The sequence below is a fragment of the Streptomyces sp. JNUCC 63 genome (assembly GCF_054366325.1).
Genome location: NZ_CM135963.1, coordinates 4,897,013 through 4,913,825, shown reverse-complemented (window position 1 = coordinate 4,913,825; position 16,813 = coordinate 4,897,013). Strand labels below are relative to the sequence as shown.

At 71.3% G+C, this 16,813-nt stretch carries 13 protein-coding genes and 1 pseudogene; all 14 read right to left on the bottom strand.

Translation table 11 applies throughout. The features are described 5' to 3' along the window. Positions 1-688: 688 nt before the first annotated feature. A complete protein-coding gene (locus ACX25U_RS22555; RefSeq protein ID WP_112468873.1) occupies positions 689-970 on the bottom strand; it encodes an HU family DNA-binding protein in 282 nt (93 codons plus the stop codon). Positions 971-1,278: 308 nt separating this feature from the next. Then, positions 1,279-2,694: a malic enzyme-like NAD(P)-binding protein gene (locus tag ACX25U_RS22550; RefSeq protein WP_454382644.1), complete on the bottom strand. Its 1,416-nt coding sequence runs from the start codon at positions 2,692-2,694 to the stop codon at positions 1,279-1,281. Between the two features lie 378 nt (positions 2,695-3,072). Next, the gene (locus tag ACX25U_RS22545) at positions 3,073-5,406 is read right to left on the bottom strand and encodes a HelD family protein (protein ID WP_454382642.1); all 2,334 of its coding nucleotides are present in this window, start codon (positions 5,404-5,406) and stop codon (positions 3,073-3,075) included. A gap of 79 nt (positions 5,407-5,485) precedes the next feature. After that, positions 5,486-6,295 carry an anti-sigma factor family protein gene (locus ACX25U_RS22540; RefSeq protein ID WP_454382641.1) on the bottom strand — a complete coding sequence of 270 codons (810 nt, stop codon included), beginning with the start codon at positions 6,293-6,295 and terminating at the stop codon, positions 5,486-5,488. Continuing rightward, complete coding sequence (locus tag ACX25U_RS22535; protein WP_019056398.1) at positions 6,295-6,816, bottom strand: sigma-70 family RNA polymerase sigma factor; 522 nt, start codon at positions 6,814-6,816, stop codon at positions 6,295-6,297. The genes ACX25U_RS22540 and ACX25U_RS22535 overlap by 1 nt, the downstream gene beginning before the upstream one ends. A gap of 352 nt (positions 6,817-7,168) precedes the next feature. Further along, complete coding sequence (locus ACX25U_RS22530; RefSeq protein WP_454382639.1) at positions 7,169-7,762, bottom strand: CGNR zinc finger domain-containing protein; 594 nt, start codon at positions 7,760-7,762, stop codon at positions 7,169-7,171. 133 nt (positions 7,763-7,895) lie between these two features. Then, positions 7,896-9,062 carry a uroporphyrinogen-III synthase gene (locus ACX25U_RS22525; RefSeq protein ID WP_454382637.1) on the bottom strand — a complete coding sequence of 389 codons (1,167 nt, stop codon included), beginning with the start codon at positions 9,060-9,062 and terminating at the stop codon, positions 7,896-7,898. A 143-nt stretch (positions 9,063-9,205) separates the two neighbouring features. After that, a pseudogene (locus ACX25U_RS22520) lies at positions 9,206-9,465 on the bottom strand (MFS transporter); the annotation flags it as partial. Between the two features lie 198 nt (positions 9,466-9,663). Next, positions 9,664-10,566, bottom strand: a complete 903-nt coding sequence (locus ACX25U_RS22515) for a MauE/DoxX family redox-associated membrane protein (protein WP_454382635.1) — start codon at positions 10,564-10,566, stop codon at positions 9,664-9,666. A 36-nt stretch (positions 10,567-10,602) separates the two neighbouring features. Then, complete coding sequence (locus tag ACX25U_RS22510; RefSeq protein ID WP_454382633.1) at positions 10,603-11,220, bottom strand: cell wall protein; 618 nt, start codon at positions 11,218-11,220, stop codon at positions 10,603-10,605. A gap of 13 nt (positions 11,221-11,233) precedes the next feature. Further along, complete coding sequence (locus ACX25U_RS22505) at positions 11,234-11,656, bottom strand: RlpA-like double-psi beta-barrel domain-containing protein (RefSeq protein WP_111005491.1); 423 nt, start codon at positions 11,654-11,656, stop codon at positions 11,234-11,236. A 190-nt stretch (positions 11,657-11,846) separates the two neighbouring features. Continuing rightward, entirely contained in the window at positions 11,847-13,064 is a 1,218-nt protein-coding gene (locus ACX25U_RS22500; protein WP_454382632.1) for an acyltransferase family protein, read from the bottom strand. Between the two features lie 110 nt (positions 13,065-13,174). Continuing rightward, complete coding sequence (locus ACX25U_RS22495) at positions 13,175-15,394, bottom strand: bifunctional polysaccharide deacetylase/glycosyltransferase family 2 protein (RefSeq protein WP_454382631.1); 2,220 nt, start codon at positions 15,392-15,394, stop codon at positions 13,175-13,177. Then, a complete protein-coding gene (locus tag ACX25U_RS22490) occupies positions 15,394-16,506 on the bottom strand; it encodes a hypothetical protein (protein WP_458633779.1) in 1,113 nt (370 codons plus the stop codon). Before ACX25U_RS22490 ends, ACX25U_RS22495 begins: the two co-directional genes overlap by 1 nt. Between the last annotated feature and the right edge of the window lie 307 nt (positions 16,507-16,813).

Genomic DNA, 16,813 nt, shown 5'->3' with positions numbered 1-16,813 from the left:
GGCTCCCCAGCCGTCCCCGGCCAGGGCCGCGAAGCCAACGCCCAGGAATGGCCCCCGCAAGCCCACCGGCCAGTCGGACTCGCGTAACCGCGGGCTCCCCGGCCCAGGCACCCGCCTGACCGAACAGTGGCCCGCCCCTGGCGGTCCGAGCGGCACATCGGCCGGGACGCGGAGGCCACGCGCCGGGATGCCCCCGCCCGGGAGGCGCACCGGACGCCGAGGACCGGCCTGACCTTCCGATGGTGGGGATGCCCCCGCCCGGGAGACGCACCGCCTGGTCGGACCCACCGAAACCCAGGACTTTCGGCCCAAGCGCTCGGCAAGGCGGATCAGCCACCTCGCCCGGCGCCCCGGCCCACACCCCTCCGGCGGGCCCGGGGCCATCCGTCCGGTCAGTGCGGCAACCCGGCGAGCCGGGCTGCGGTGGAAGACGCCCCTGATCAGCTGCCTGACGGCCCCGGCCGGAGCCCGGAGCCCGGAGCCCGGAGCCCGGGGGCAAAGCCCCGTGCAAGCGCGTCAGCCGGTCGGACACCGCCGAAACGGCAGGCTTCCCCGGGCAGGGGCTCGGCTCCGCTCGGCAGGTGTGTACGGCGATGGGGCGGCTCCCCGGGTGAAGGGGGGCCGCCCCATTGGCGTGGTGCGCCCTACAGGGCCTCGTACGTCATTTCGTGGCGTACGGACGGCAAGGTCACTTGCCCTTGGCGGATTCCTTGAGCTTGCTGCCCGCGGAGACCTTCACGCTGTAGCCGGCCGGGATCTGGATCGGCTCGCCGGTCTGCGGGTTGCGGGCGGTGCGAGCGGCACGGTGGGTGCGCTCGAAGGTCAGGAAACCAGGGATGGTGACCTTCTCGTCCCCCTTGGAGACGATGTCGCCGACGACGTCGGCGAACGCGGCCAGCACGGCGTCGGCGTCCTTGCGGGTCACCTCGGCGCGGTCGGCCAGCGCGGCCACCAGCTCACTGCGGTTCATGTTGTTACTCCCGTGTTCTTCTTGCCGTTGAGGCGTGCCACGCGGCGAAGCCGCATGTTGGGCACAGCGAAGCCGATGCTGCCAGGGTCCTCGGTCAGTCCCCGGACCCGGGTCCGTCGCCAGACCCTCGCGCCCAGAGTGGCATCCTGCCTCCACCTGCGGCACCAATGCCAATCCGGCACCCGTTAGGAGTCGTGAGAACACCCCTGGGCGTTACACGAAAAGAGTGCCCGATTCCAGGCACGATAAGACCGCGCCGGTGACCGGATGTCCCGCGACGCGCCGGTTTCGCGGCGCCGTGGCGATCGTCACGCCGTCGCCCCGGACTTCTCCGCGGCCTCCCGGACGGCCCCCGCGACCGCGCCCGCGACCTTGTCGTTGAAGACGCTCGGAATGATGTAGTTCGGGTTCAGCTCGTCCTCGGTGACCACGTCGGCGAGGGCCTGCGCCGCGGCCAGCATCATCTCCGTGTTGACGCTGCGGGACTGCGCGTCCAGCAGACCGCGGAAGACGCCCGGGAAGACCAGCACGTTGTTGATCTGGTTGGGGAAGTCGGAGCGGCCGGTGGCCACGACTGCCGCCGTCTCGCGGGCGATCGCCGGGTCCACCTCGGGGTCGGGATTCGCGAGCGCGAACACGATCGCGCCCTCGGCCATGGCGGACACGTCGTCGCCGTCGATCACGTCGGGCGCCGAGACCCCGATGAAGACGTCCGCGCCCTGCACGGCCTGCTTCAGCGTGCCGGTGAGGTTCTCGGGGTTGGTGTTCTCGGCGATCCACCGCAGCGCCGACTCCGGGGCGGCGTCGACGAGGTCCTCGCGGTCCGCGTGCACGACGCCGTGGATGTCGGCGACGACGGCGTTCTTCACGCCGGCCGCGAGCAGCAGCTTGAGGATGGCCGTACCGGCCGCACCGGCACCGGACATCACCACGCGCACGCTGTCGATCTCCTTGCCCACCACGCGAAGTGCGTTGGTCAGCGAGGCGAGCACGACGATCGCGGTGCCGTGCTGGTCGTCGTGGAAGACGGGGATGTCCAGCGCCTCGCGCAGCCGCGCCTCGATCTCGAAGCAGCGCGGCGCGGAGATGTCCTCGAGGTTGATGCCGGCGAACCCGGGGGCGATCGCCTTGACGACCTCGACGATCGCGTCGGTGTCCTGGGTGTCCAGGCAGATCGGCCAGGCGTCGATGCCGGCGAACCGCTTGAAGAGGGCCGCCTTGCCCTCCATGACCGGCAGCGCGGCCTTGGGGCCGATGTTGCCCAGACCCAGCACCGCCGAGCCGTCCGTCACGACCGCAACGGAATTGCGCTTGATGGTCAGACGGCGGGCGTCCTCGGGGTTCTCCGCGATCGCCATGCAGACGCGGGCCACACCCGGCGTGTAGACCATGGACAGGTCGTCACGGTTGCGGATGGGGTGCTTGGACGCCATCTCGATCTTGCCGCCGAGGTGCATGAGGAACGTACGGTCCGAGACCTTGCCCAGCGTGACACCCTCGATGCCGCGCAGCTTCTCGACGATCTCCTGGGCGTGCGCCGTCGAGGTGGCCGCGATGGTGACGTCGATACGAAGCCGCTCGTGGCCGGACGCGGTGACGTCGAGGCCGGTCACCGAGCCTCCGGAGGACTCCACGGCCGTGGTGAGCTGCGATACGGCGGTCCCGCCCGCCGGCACCTCCAGCCGGATCGTCATCGAGTAGGAGACGCTGGGCGCCGTTGCCATGACCGACTTCCTCTGCTTTCACCGTGTCGCGTAGTTGTGCCGTCCGATCGTCGCACCTACCCCTGAGTACGTGGTAACCGCCCTCGATTGCGGACTTTTTGTTCTCAGGGACGTGCCATTTTCGGAAAGTGACTTTCACCATACGAGAACCGGCGGGGCGGCGGAAGGTGCCCGCACAGCAAAAGAGGTCCGCGTCACTCCCGTGACGCGGACCTCTGGAAGCAATGAAGCGACACCGACCCGCCATGCTCGCCTCGCGGCAAGTGGTCGCTCGAAGCGACAAAGGTTGGGCCCGGGGGCTTGGATCGGGCCGGTGTCACACCCAGGCTAACAAAAGGATGCCCTGCGGCCATTCCCGCCGGGGCGGTTCGTTCCCCTTCAGCCCCGCAGCAGATCCGGCACCCCGGCCCCGTCCGGTTCGTCCCGCTCGCCCGAGACGACCGTCAGCTGCTGGGTGGCCCTGGTCAGGGCGACGTAGAGGACCCGCAGGCCGGCCGGGGACTCGTCGGCGATCTCCGCCGGGGACACGACGATCGTCGCGTCGTACTCCAGCCCCTTCGCCTCCAGGCTCCCCAGGGCCACCACCCGGTCGCCGAGCCCGGCGAGCCAGCGGCGGGCCTCCTCGCGCCGGTTCATGGCGACGACCACGCCGACCGTGCCGTCCACGCGGTCCAGCAGCCGCTCGGCCTCCGCCCGTACGGTCTTCTCCACCGAGCCCCGTACGACCGCGAAGCGCGGCTCCACGCCCGTGGAGCGGACGGCCGACGGGGCCTTCGAGCCGGGCATGGCCAGGGCGAGGACCTTCGAGGCCAGCTCGGCGATCTCGGCCGGGTTGCGGTAGTTCACCGTGAGCTGGAAGCGGCGGCGCGGACGCGTGCCCAGGGCCTCGTCGCGGGCCTCGGCGGCCTCGTCCGGGTCGGACCAGGAGGACTGGGCGGGGTCGCCGACGACCGTCCAGGTGGCGTGCCGGCCGCGGCGGCCGACCATCCGCCACTGCATGGGCGTGAGGTCCTGCGCCTCGTCCACGATGACGTGCGCGTACTCGGTGCGCTCCTGCGCCAGCCGCTCGGCCCGCTCGCGCTGCGATTCCTCGCGCACGGGCATCAGCTCCTCCAGGCCGGTGAGCTGGTCGAGCGGGTCCAGTTCGCGCTTCTTCCTCGGGCGGGCCGGGGTGCCGAGGATCGCCTGGAGTTCGTCGAGCAGGGCGATGTCGTGCACCGAGTACCCGTCCCGCCTCAGCGAGCGGGCGACCCTGCGCACCTCGCCGGGGTTGAGGATCCGCCGGGCCCAGCGGCCCAGCCGCCGTTCGTCGGCCATGGCGGTGAGCACGGCCCGCGGGGTCAGCTCGGGCCACCAGGCGTCCAGGAAGGCGATGAAGGAGTCCTCGTCGGTGATGTCCTCGTCGAAGGAGGAGCGCAGCTCGGCGGCCAGCTCCGGGTCGGTGTGCCGGGCGCCGGCGCCGGACTTCTCCCACAGGGCGTCCAGCAGCAGCCTGCGGGCGCGCGGGCGCAGCAGATTGACCGGCGCGGTGCCGCCCAGGGCGGTGCGCCGGACACGGTCCAGTTCCTCGCCCTCCAGCTCCAGCCGGCGCCCGAAGGCGACGACCCGCAGCCGGTCCGGTGAACCGTTCGCTTCCAGCGCTCCCCGGGCCGCCTTCCGCAGCACCTTCAGCATCCTGTACGACCCCTTGGCCCGCGCCACCGACGGGGAGTCGTACAGCGTGGCCTCGGCGCCCTCGACCAGCGAGCCGATCGCGCGGATGGCGACCTGGCCCTCCTCGCCGAGCGAGGGCAGCACGCCCTCGGTGTAGGCGACGAGCAGCGGGGTCGGGGAGACGATCAGGATGCCGCCGGCGTAGCGGCGCCGGTCCTGGTAGAGCAGGTAGGCCGCCCGGTGCAGGGCGACCGCCGTCTTGCCCGTGCCCGGACCGCCCTCGACGTACGTCACCGAGGCGGCGGGGGCGCGGATGACGAGGTCCTGCTCCGCCTGGATGGAGGCGACGATGTCCCGCATGGTGTGGCCGCGGGCCCGGCCGAGCGCCGCCATCAGCGCGCCGTCGCCGATGACGGGCAACTCGTGGCCGTCGAGGAAGGCCCGCAGCTCGGGGCGCATCAGGTCGTCCTCGACGCCGAGGACGCGCCGGCCCTTGGAGCGGATGACCCGGCGGCGTACGACCCGGCCGGGCTCGACCGGGGTGGAGCGGTAGAAGGGGGCGGCGGCCGGTGCCCGCCAGTCGATGACCAGCGGGGCGTAGTCCTCGTCGAGGACACCGATACGGCCGATGTGCAGGGTCTCGGCGATGTCGGCCGTGCTGTCCTCGCGCACCGCGCCCTCGGCCGGCTCCACGGCGGTGTAGGCCCCGTCGGGTCCTTTCCTGCCGTCCTTGCCGGGCAGCAGGTCGATACGGCCGAAGAGGAAGTCCTCGAACTCGTTGTTCAGCCGGTTGAGGTGGATGCCCGCCCGGAAGACCTGTGCGTCCCGCTCGGCCAGCGCGCCGGGCGTGCCGACCTGGCCGCGCCTGGCCGCGTCACGCATCAGGAACTCGGCCTCGTGGATCTTCTCCTCGAGGCGCCGGTACACCCGGTCCAGGTGTTGCTGTTCCCCGTGGATCTCGCGGTCCCGTACGGAGTCGTACGCCTCGCCGTGAACCGAGCCGCGATCCGGGCCGTGGACCGGTCCGACCGCGGAATCCTGTTGAGCCTGAGCGGCCACCGGGCCCCCTTCTGACGTGCTGGGCAGCCGTCAACCGTACGCGAAGGGGACCCGCTCGCGGAAGCCGGGCATTTCCGTTCTAGGACTTGACCTCGACGAGTCGCTTGCCGTCGAAGGTCATCACCTCGAAGTGGTCGATCTGGTTCGGCTCCAGGGCGGCGCCGCCGCGGACGTAGAGGGGCTTCCTGGCCTCCTCCGTCTTGGCGTTCGGGATGCCGTAGCCCCAGTTCGGGACGGACCAGGTCGAGAGGGTCTCGCGCTCGCCGTTCTTGCCGACGGCGATCAGCGAGCACTTCTGCGGGCCGGTGACGTTCTTCAGTTCCGCGACGGCGCTCGTGCCCCAGTCCTTCTTCTCCAGGGCGATGGTCGCGGTGACGTGCGTCGTCGGGTCCGTCGCCGTGACCTTGTCCGGCATCTCCCGGAAGGTGGTCTGCGCGGTGCCCGCCGCCACGTCGGCCTTGCCGCCGCTGTCCGAACCGCTCACCGTGTACACGGTCAGCGGGCCGCCGATGATCAGCGCTGCCGCCGCCGCGACCAGGTAGAAGCCGCGTCGGCGCTTCCGGGCGCGACGCTCGGCGACCTCGTCGACGAGCTTCTCCACCAGGCGTGGGCTGGGCTTGGCCGACAGGGACTCGCCGATCGCGGGCGAGCCGGAGTCCGGCAGGTCCGCGAGCGCGGCCAGCATCGGTTCCATCCCAGCCAGTTCGTCGAGCTGCTGCGCGCACCACTCGCAGCCTGCGAGGTGGGCTTCGAACGCGGTCGCCTCGGTGTCGTCGAGAATTCCGAGGGCGTAGGCGCCGACGGTCTCGTGCTCGTTCGGGGCCGGAGATCCCTGCATGGCCCCAGACATACCCGGACCACCCGTTCCGAACCCCCCGTACATGCTCATCACGCCGTCACCCCCCTCTCCTCCAGAGCCAGCTTCATCGAACGCAGGGCATAGAACACCCGGGAGCGGACAGTGCCGCTGGGTATACCCAGCGTCTCCGCCGCCTCATTGACGGTACGCCCTTTGAAGTACGTCTCGACGAGCACCTCCCGGTGAGCCGGGGTCAGGTCGTCGAGCGCGTCCGACAGCGTCATCAGCCACAGCGCCTTGTCGATCTCGTCCTCCGCGGGGATGACCTCCAGCGGCGACGGATCGACCTCCTGCGGCCGGGCCTGCCGGCTGCGATGGCCGTCGATGACGATGCGCCGGGCGACCGTCACCAGCCAGGGGCGTACCGAACCGGTCGCTCGATTGAGCTGGCCGGCGTTCTTCCAGGCACGGATGAGCGTCTCCTGCACCACGTCCTCGGCACGCTGCCGGTCTCCGGCGACCAGCCGGAGGACGTAGGCGAGGAGAGGTCCGGCGTGCTCTCGGTACAGCGCACGCATCAACTCCTCATCGGGTTCCGAGGACTGGGACATGCGATGTCGGGCCCTCGCTCCACGTTCTTTGGCCACGGCCGCATCCTTGCGCACGCCCACCTCCGGTGTCCGGGGGATCCCCCAGTCGGTCGCTCGCCGTCGGATACGGATGTGGGTCGCGCCGTGTTCAAAATCAGCCGACAGTTTTCCGCGGGCCGGCGTGACGAGGGGGACATGGGAGCACATTCCCACCGCGTGATGTTCACATTTCCGACACAATATCAAGATCGCGCCGACTCCCCGTCAAGCACGGGCACCAAACGGGATGTTGCCGAAATCACTTCGGCGACGACCTCGCACAACCGGCAAACAGGATGACCGACCGGTCGTTCGGCCTCTTTGTCCTCGGTCTCTATGCGCGGGCGAGGGCGGCGCGGCGGCGGTGCCGGGCCACCCGTTCGCGGTTCCCGCACACCTCGCTGGAACACCAGCGCCTCCGGTGTCCCCGGGACGTATCCAGGTACACGATCGGGCAGTTGTCGCCCTCGCACTGCCGCAGGCCCGCCCGGGCGACGGGGTCGGTCAGCAGCTCCACGGCGTCCCGGGCGACGGCCGCGAGCAGCGCCGCGCACTCGGGCGGACCGGCCAACTCGCGTACCAGGGTTCCGTCTTCACCTCGTACGGCACGGGGGGCCGGGGGCGCGGTACGGGCGGCCTCGTTGACGCGGGCGAGCGCGAGGTCGTACGACCGGGGCTCGACGGCCAGGTATCCGAGCACCAACTGCCGGACATCCCCCCGCAGTTCACGGAACGCGGTGAGCCAGGAGGCGTCCACGTGCGCCAGCGCGGTGCCGGCCGGCACCAGGCCCGCCCCCGTGATCCAGGCGCGCAACGGCGAGAGGGAGTGCAGCCGTTCGGCGGGATGGCTGGTGGACAGCAGGTCCAGACAGACCCGCCCGGCATCGAACCGCAGCTCGTAGGGGCCCGTGGCCGTACCCACCACCATGCGCCTGTCACCACCTGGGCTCACCCCGGCCGGCGGACCTGACCGGGGCACTCGTCGGAGGCCGGAAAACCGTTCCCTTCCACAGTGCCTGCCCAGCGCCGCCCCCGGTACCCCTCGCACACCGGGCGCGCCCCTACAGGTCGGCGTACTTCGTCTCGGCCGCCGGGTCCAGGGCCAGGCGGTAGCCGCGTTCGACGACCGTCTGGATCAGCTCGGGGGTCCCCAGGGCGGTGCGGAGGCGGGTCACGGCGGTCTCCACGGCGTGTTCGCCGCGGCCGGTGCCCGGGAGGGCGCGGAGCAGGTCGGCGCGGGTGACCACCCGGCCGGGCCGCCGTGCCAGTGCCCGGAGCAGCGCCATGCCCGCCGGGGGTACGAGCCTGAGCTCCTCGTCCACCAGCACCGCGTGCCCGCGGATCTCCACCCGGTGCCCGGCGACCGGCAACACTCTTGCCCGGACCGGCAGTTCCCGGCAGAGCAGCTGCACCAGCGGCCCCAGCCGGAACCGCTCCGGCTGGACCGTGTCCACCCCGCGTTCCCGCAGTGGCAGCGCGGTCACGGGCCCCACGCACGCCGGCAGCACGTCGTGCCGCAGCGCGGCCAGCAGCTCCGGCAGCAGCCCCCGCTCCTCCGCCCGCGACAGCAGCGACGAGGCGGCGGGCGCGCTGGTGAAGGTGAGCGCGTCAACCCCGCGGGCGACGGTCGCGTCCAGCAGCCGGTCCAGTGGCCCCGGGTCCTCCGGCGGCATCCACCGGTACACCGGCACCGGGACGACCTCCGCGCCTCCGGCCCGCAGCGCCTCCACGAACCCGGGCAGCGGCTCCCCGTGCAGCTGTACGGCGATCCGGCGGCCGTCGACGCCCTCCTCCAGCAGCCGGTCCAGCACCTCCGCCATGGACTCCGACGACGGCGACCACTCCTCGCTCAGCCCGGCGGCCCGGATCGCGCCCTTGACCTTCGGCCCGCGCGCCAGCAGCTCCGCCCTGCGCAGCCGGTCGAGCAGCGCCTCGCCGAGTCCCCACCCGTCCGCCGCCTCGACCCAGCCGCGGAAACCGATCGCGGTGGTGGCCACCACGACGTCGGGCGCCCGGTCGATGATCTCCTCGGTGGCGGCGAGGAGATCGCTGTCGTCGGCGAGCGGCACGATCCGCAGGGCGGGCGCGTGCACGACGCACGCCCCGCGCCGCTCGAGGAGCGCGACCAGCTCCTCGGCCCGGCGCGCGGCCGTCACCCCCACGGTGAAACCGGCCAGGGGCCCGTGTTCCGGTCGCCGCGTTTCCGTCCGCTGCTGATCGCCGTCCATCGGCTCCCGTCCCGCACTCGAGTCGTCGTATCCGCCACTCGCCGACCGATCCTGTCAACAGTGCGTGACGGGCCTGGTTCGGCGTGATGTCCCCAGTGTCACGTCAAGTATCACGTCACGGCTCGGCACGCCCTCGGCCGGGCGGCGAAGGTGTACGGCACCCGTACGACCGCCCCACCAGCGTCACCAGGGACGTGAGCAGGAGCTTGTCGGCGGGGGTCGGTCCGTACTCGGGCCCCATGAACAGCACGAGCACGGACCATGGCGTCCGCACCGAGAACCCGATGTGCTCGCAGAGCACGGAGAGGGCGAGGTTCCGGTGGGCGACCTGCTCCCCCGTCCTCTCCCGGAAGTCCTCGTCCTCCGGGTCCCCGTGCTCGATCCAGCGACGGCCGCCTGCCACGACGCCTCCACGGTGCGCCGAGTGGCTGGGTCCCGAAGGCAGGGACCTCGCGTTTCCGCGCCGTGGCCGCGCGTGACCGGGAGGGAACGTTGCTCCCACCTCGCGGGGAGCGGGGGTGAGGGGCCGACGGCGGCGGCGAATGGCTCACCGCCACCTGCGGGCACGTGAGCAGGTGGCGGTGAACCGCATGATGGTTCCTCAACCCACCATCGGCAGAACCCTGCGCGCAGGAACCGCGTTCAGCATCTCCTGTGCCACCGGTTCCCCGCTGTCCGCGTCGACGAAGCTGACGCGGACCACGGGATCACCGGGGGTGTCGCGGCTGGCGGTGGCGTCCAGGGCGAAGACCACGGACACCGGCCGTGCGCTCTCCCCCGCCCCGTACACGCCCGAGTACAGGAGGATGCGCCAGCCACCCTCCTCCCAGTGATCCAGCAGACCCGACCGGACCACCGTGGAGGCGGTCTGCCAGGCGAGGGAGCGCTCCAGCAGCTCCACGCTGGCGGCGACCGGCACGCGCTCCCCCACCTCGCCGCCGAAGAGCGGATGCCCGAAGGCACGCAGCCTCAGCCGGCGCAGTGGAAGCAGCCACCACCGGTCGGGATCGACCGAGAGCGCCACCAGTACGACCACGGCCACGGCCAGGAGGACGAGCGAGCCGCCGGGCCGTTCGCTGATCGTGGACCACCAGGTGCCGTTCGCCACCGCCGCCGTCGCGCCGCCCGCGAGCACCACCGCGGCGCGCGCGAACGCGCGCCAGGTGATCGGGGCGTCGTCGTTCGCCGAACAGCCGCAGGAGGACTCCGGTGCCAGCGCCCGGCCGTAACCGAGGTAGCCGAGGAATCCGGCCCCGAGGACGGCGGTGGCCGTGCCCGGCACCGGGTTCGCCGGTACGGCGAGCAGCCCTGCGGCGAGCAGGAGTTCCACGGCGCCGACGCCGCGCAGCACCAGCGCCGCCCGCTCGCTGCTGCGCAGCATGCGGGCCAGCGCCGTTTTGGGTGCCCGGCGCACGGTGGCACGGTCGAAAAGCTTGACCGAGCCGGTCCACCCCAGCAGGCCCGCAAGAACCAGCGGTATGAGGCCCGTTGTCAGTGAGAGCATCTTTGCCCCACCCTTCTCCCTCCTCCGATCCGGCCGTCAGTGCCCGACGGAGATACGGACGACGTCCACCGAGTTGTCGGACGGCCGCCAGGCCCCGAGCACCTGGGCGCTCTGTCCGATGCGCAGCCGGGACAGGTCCGAGGTGAGCGCGCGGCCCGCGTAGGAGGCGTTCGTCGTGTCCGGACGGACGCGGCCGACGATCTCGTGCTGTCCGTGGGAGAGGTGCAGCCGGTCCTTCGCGATGCCGCGGATCGTGGTGTCGAGGTTCACGATGTTCACCCACACCGCGTCGGCGGCGACGGTACCGTCCGGCATCGGTACGCCACGCGCGTAGAGCCCGTCACCGACCTCGATCTCGGCGGCGGTGGTGGGCCGGACCTTCCACACGCTGGTGGCGTTGGTCATCCGGACCCGGTGGTGGTCGCCGTAGGATCCCGCGACCTGAAGGACACTGCCGGTGATGCCGGTGATCCGGCCCTCCGCAAAGGACGACTTGGGGATCGCCGGGTCGAGCGACGGCTCGGAGGCGAAGGCCGCGTCGGCGTCGATACCGCCGAGGGCGGTCGCGCCGACGATGGTCGCGCCGCCGAGGGCGGCCGTGGTGAGGAAGCGCCGGCGGCCCAGGCCGCCGCTGTCGTTCTGACGGTACGTCATGTCGGTCTCCCCCTCACTCGTAGATGTAGACCGGCAGCTTGCCGGAGCTGAGGCTGCCGATGGCCGAGAAGGCGGCCGGGGTCAGGTCCAGGACGCGGTTGGTGCGGCAGGCGCCGTTGCAGCAGGTGGCCTCGCCGCACCAGCTCTTGGTGCGCGGTCCGCAGTCGGTGATCGTGATGCAGACGGTGGCGCCGGAGCACTGGTGCCGGACGTTCATCACGGCGCCGCAGCCGCGTCTGGGGATGTTCTCGCCGCACAGGTCGGGCCGGGTGATGTCCCAGCACGCCTGTGACGCGTTGGGCCAGGCGCCGTGATTCGCGCTGGACCGGCAGTTGCCGCAGGCGCCGCCGCCTGCGCTGCCGCACGGACCCCACGCGGATCCGCAACAGAACCAGCTCGTCTCACCGGCCCACAGGCTGGTCGATCCGCAAGCCATCGTGCCGCCTCCCTTTGCCGTTGAATGTCGCGCTCATGACAAATCACTGCGAGGGTTGTGCACACAGAGCACCCTCATGATGGGCCCGTCTACGCGCGTTGGCCAGAAGGAAGTTGAAGGTTCATCGGTCTGAACCACTGACAGGGCCGGTCCCTCGGCGAGAGACCGGCCCCGGACGTTTCCGTCTGCGCTATCCGCGGTGCGCACCCATCCTTCCCTTGGTCGGCTTACGCGACGAACCGTCCGGCCACAGTTGCGGCTTGCGCTTCGCTGCCACATCCTCCATCCAGCCGAACCAGACGATGCAGCTGCCGATGAACAGCCAGGTGATGGCGAGTACCGGCCACGGGCTGTTCAGAAGCCAGGAGAAGTGCTGCCCCATCACGTCGATGCGCCACAGCTGGTCCCACATGGTGGAGGCGATGAGAATACAGATGTTGTGCCAGAGATAGACCGTCACCGCACGGGAGTTGAGCAGTGTGATCAGGCGGTCGAAGGGGCGCAGCCAGCGGGGCCACTCCGACCAGGACGGGCTGACGTGGAGGAGCAGCAGCACCGTGGCGAAGGACCACAAGGACTGGGCGAACGGAAGGTCATCCAGGTCGTGGCCCTGCTTGAAACCGTGCGTCAGCGCATACCACAGGCCCAGGCATGCGATCACCGGAGCCACGGACGGGACGATGTAGCGGGGAATGCGTTTCAGGACGCCTTCCTGGTGGGCCATGCCCAGGATCCAGCAGGCGCCGAAGGTGCTGAAGTCGGTGAGAGCGGACGGGAACCGTTCGCCAGGCAGGTTGAGGTAGCCGAACTCGAATGCCGCAGACAGCGCGATCGGCGACAGGATCGTCACCCACGGCAGCGCACGCAGGGCCTTGAGAAGGAACGGAGACAGCAGCACGTACCAGAGGTAGGCCCGGATGTACCACAGCGGTCCCGCGAGTTCCGAGGCCCAGTCGTCGCCGAGGACGCCGTGGACCCCGTGCAGGCCCTCGGCGTACGGCGGGTCGCTCAGCGGAACGATCCAGTACGTGAGGTGGAACCACCACCAGCCGGGGTGTCCGTCGCTGTTCGGACCCCAGCCCTGCAGCACCATGCCGCTCACGCCGATCGCGCCGAGCAGCCACAACGGCGGCAGCAGTCGGCGCATCCGGCTGCGTACGACCTGCAGGGGCGGACGCTTGAGGGAGCGGGCCATGAGGTTGCCCGCCAGGGCGAACATCACTCCCATGGACGGGAAGACCACGGGCAGCCAGGCCCAGCCCATCAGGTGGTAGAAGACGACGCGGAAGAGCGCGACCGCGCGCAGCAGGTCGAAGTAGCGGTCGCGGACAGGGGCGCGCCGGGGCTGCTCCACAGGCGCCGGCCGGGTGGCGTCGTCCGTCCCGTACGGCAGGATGGGTGCGGTCACGTACTGTGCTTCCTGGGTAGTTGGTGCCGGAATGTGCGGCGCCGAGAAGTGCGGCGGAAAGTACGGCTGCTGCGGAGGCGTCGCCCGGGACGGGAACGGCGGATTCGACATCAGGCCGTCCTCCCGCCCACGACGGGCTCGTGCTGGACGGACCCGGTCGGCGGTGTGGACACCCCACCCGTGCGCCGCAGTTTCTGCCAGCGAAGCCGACCGCCCGTGAGCGCGGTCATCCAGGACCGGAGCAGGACCACGTACATCAGTTGCCGATAGAGGATCTGCTGGAGCGGCAGCGAGAGGAGGTGACTCATCCGCTCGCGGTCCAGCCGGAAGGCGTACGCGGCGCAGACCACCTGCACCGCCAGCACGCCGAGCCAGGCGCCGACCGTCTTCTCAGTGGGGCCGAACACCAGCCCGTACAGCAGGAAGACGTCGATCAGCGGGGCCAGCAGCGGGGCCACCACCATGAACAGGGAGACGAACGGCAGGCCGACCCGGCCGAAGCGGCCCGACGGGCCCCGCTCCACGATGGCCCTGCGGTGCTTCCAGATCGCCTGCATGGTGCCGTACGACCAGCGGTAGCGCTGGGACCACAGCTGCTGCACGGACTCCGGGGCCTCGGTCCACGCGCGCGCGTTCTCCGCGTACACCACCCGCCAGCCGTCGCGGTGCAGCGCCATCGTGACGTCGGTGTCCTCGGCGAGCGTGTCGTCGCTCATGCCGCCCACCCGCTCCAGCGCGCTGCGCCGGAAGGCGCCGACGGCTCCGGGGATCGTCGGCATGCAGCCGAGGATGTCGTACATCCGGCGGTCGAGGTTGAAGCCCATCACGTACTCGATGTGCTGCCAGGCCCCGATGAGCGTGTCCTTGTTGCCGACCTTGGCGTTGCCGGCGACTGCCCCGACCCGGGGGTCGGCGAAGGGCTGCACCAGCTCACGGACGGTGGACGGCTCGAAGACGGTGTCGCCGTCCATCATCACGATGATGTCGTACCGGGCGTTGGCCAGGCCCCGGTTGAGGGCGGCCGGCTTGCCCGCGTTGAGCTGCCGGATGACCCGTACGCCCGGCAGGTTCAGATCCTCGACGATGCGGGCGGTGCCGTCGCTGGAGCCGTCGTCGATGACCAGCACCTCGATCGGGTGCTCGCCGGCGACGAGGGAACGCACCGTGTTCTCGATGCACTTGGCCTCGTTGTACGCCGGGACCAGGACCGTGACCGGCTCGGTGACCGGGGCGGCGGGGCCCCAGCGGAAGTCCTTCCGGCGCACCCGGCGGGCGTGCGCGCCGGAGAGCAGCAGCATCAGGCCGAAGCGGGCGAGGACGAGGGAGCCGACGACCGCGAGGCCGATGACCAGAACGCCGGTGACCTTGTCCGAAGCCTGGACGAGGAAGACCCAGGCCCGGCCCTTCCACAGCTCCGCGCCGGTGACCGGGGTGTGCGCGCTGGGTGCACCGAGGGCCTCGGTGAGGTTCTGGAACTTGTAACCCTTGCCCTGGAGGTCGGGCAGGAGCCGCTCGAGTGCCTCGACGGTCTGGCTCCGGTCGCCACCGGAGTCGTGCATCAGGACGATGGCGCCGTCGCCGTTCTTCGGGGTGGCGTTGCGGATGATCTCGTCGACACCCGGCTTCTGCCAGTCCTCCGTGTCCGTGTGGTTGAGGACCGTGAGGTAGCCGCGGGAGCCGACGTACTTGACGATCGGCCAGGACGCGTTGTCCAACGCGCTGGGGAAGGACGAGTACGGCGGCCGGAACAGCGATGAACGGATGCCGGCGGCGCCCTCCAGCGCCATCTGGTTCTGGGACAGCTGCCAGTCGATGCCGCTCTCCGACTTGTAGGAGAGATCGGGGTGGTTGAAGGTGTGCAGCCCGATCTCGTGGCCCTCGCGCACCATGCGCTTGACCAGGTCCGGGTACTGCGAGGCCATGGTGCCGGTGATGAAGAACACCGCGTGCGCGTTGTGCTCCTTGAGCACGTCGAGGACCTTGGGGGTCCACGCGGGGTCGGGGCCGTCGTCGAAGGTGAGGACGAGCCGCTGCTTGGGCACGGTCAGGCTGGCGGTCTTGCCGTTGCGGGTGTCGATGACCGGGCCGCCCGCGACGATCTCCTCGGGCACCTTGTCGGCGGCCGCCTCGGGCCGGATGCGGTAGTCGGCCAGGATCTCGCTGTGCACGTAGCCGCGCAGCATCAGCATCGCGGTGACGGCAATCAGCAGTGTCGCGGGCAGCAGCCAGCGCATGGGCAGGCGAACGCGGCGCGCGTTGACGTGGGCCGGGGCACGGCGGGAGCGCCCGTCGGCTCGACTGGAACGGCGACGGTTGGAGCGCGAGGCCATCAGAGGACGTTCTCCGGGGACTGGACGGGTGTGGCACCGGGCTGGGCCGGGGCCGGCCCGCTGGAGGCGATCGGGGCCTGGGTGGGGGCCGGTGCGGCGTTGTTGGTGTTGGCGCTGTTGCCACCGGGGTCACCACCGGGTCCGCCGGGCGGGGGCGCGTCCGGGTCCGGGGTCTGGTCGGTCGACGGAGCGGGCGACGACGGGTTGGTGACCGGGGGCGAGCCGTTGCCCCCGGGGTCGACGGGCGTGGTGGTGCCGCCCGGCGTGCCCTTCTTCGTGCTGGACACGGATGGCTTGGGCGGGGTCGAGGCGCCGGGCGTCGTGCCGGGCCGGGCCGACGTCCCCGGTACGACGGTGGTGCCCGGGGTCGGGACCACGCCGGTGCTCGGGGTGCTGGGGTCGGCGCTGACGCCGGGTACGCCACTGGCTTCCGTGGACGGGGCGGCGGACTCCGACGGGTGCGGGGACTCCTTGACCTTGCTCGCCGGCGTGTCGTCCGCGCCGGGGATCGGGACCGGCACCCAGGGAGCTGCCGCGTTGCCGGACAGCAGGGTGACGACGATGACGACCGCGTAGACGGCGCAGGTGAGGCCGACGGCCATGCCGAGGCGGCGGAAGCGGCGGCTGCGGCGGCCGGACTCGTCGACGAAGACGGGCTTGTCGGCCTCCTTGCCGCCGACGACACCGGCCGGTCCGGCGGACGGGCCGCCCAGCTCTATGGCGTCGAGCTGGATGGTGACCTCGTGCGGGTCGTGGGTCCCGCCGGTCTCGTCGGCCTGCCAGGGGTCGTCGACCTTCACCCGCAGGGGGCCGGTGCCGGCGGGGCCGAACGGTTCCGTGTCCGCACGTGTCGACGAGTCCGACGCCGAACCGATCGAGTCGGCCGAGTCGGTCGCCTGCTCGGGCAGTATCCGCGTCTCCGCCTCGGCCACCGGCCCGGTGGGGCTGCCCTTGTCGAACCAGGAGCCCGGTGCCGGGTCCGGGGCGGGGCCTCCGCCCGCTCCCGGCCAGTAGCCGCCCTCATCGCCCGGACGGGCCGTCGGCCAGGCCGCCGTACGGCCACGGCCATCGGCTTCCGGCCACCCCGTCCGGTCACCCGGTGCCGGCGGCACGCCGGGGGGTCGGCCTGATTCCGGTTCCGCGCCGGGCGCGTCACCGAAGTCGAACGACCCGCCCGGGTTCATGGCCCCGGCCGTCTCGCGGAGACCTCCTGATGCGGAACCGGACCCGCTCGGTTGGGCGTCATTCCGCCATTTGTCGGCGCGCACGTAATTTCCCCCCCATGGGGCATCACTACCAGAGGGGCGTACGAATCCGGGTCTACGTACCAGTTGCCGAGCCGGGCCCCCACCCGGCCCGAGCGCCCCTTTATCACAATGCACCCGGGTCCCTGAATGTATCGCATGTGGTCATGCCGTG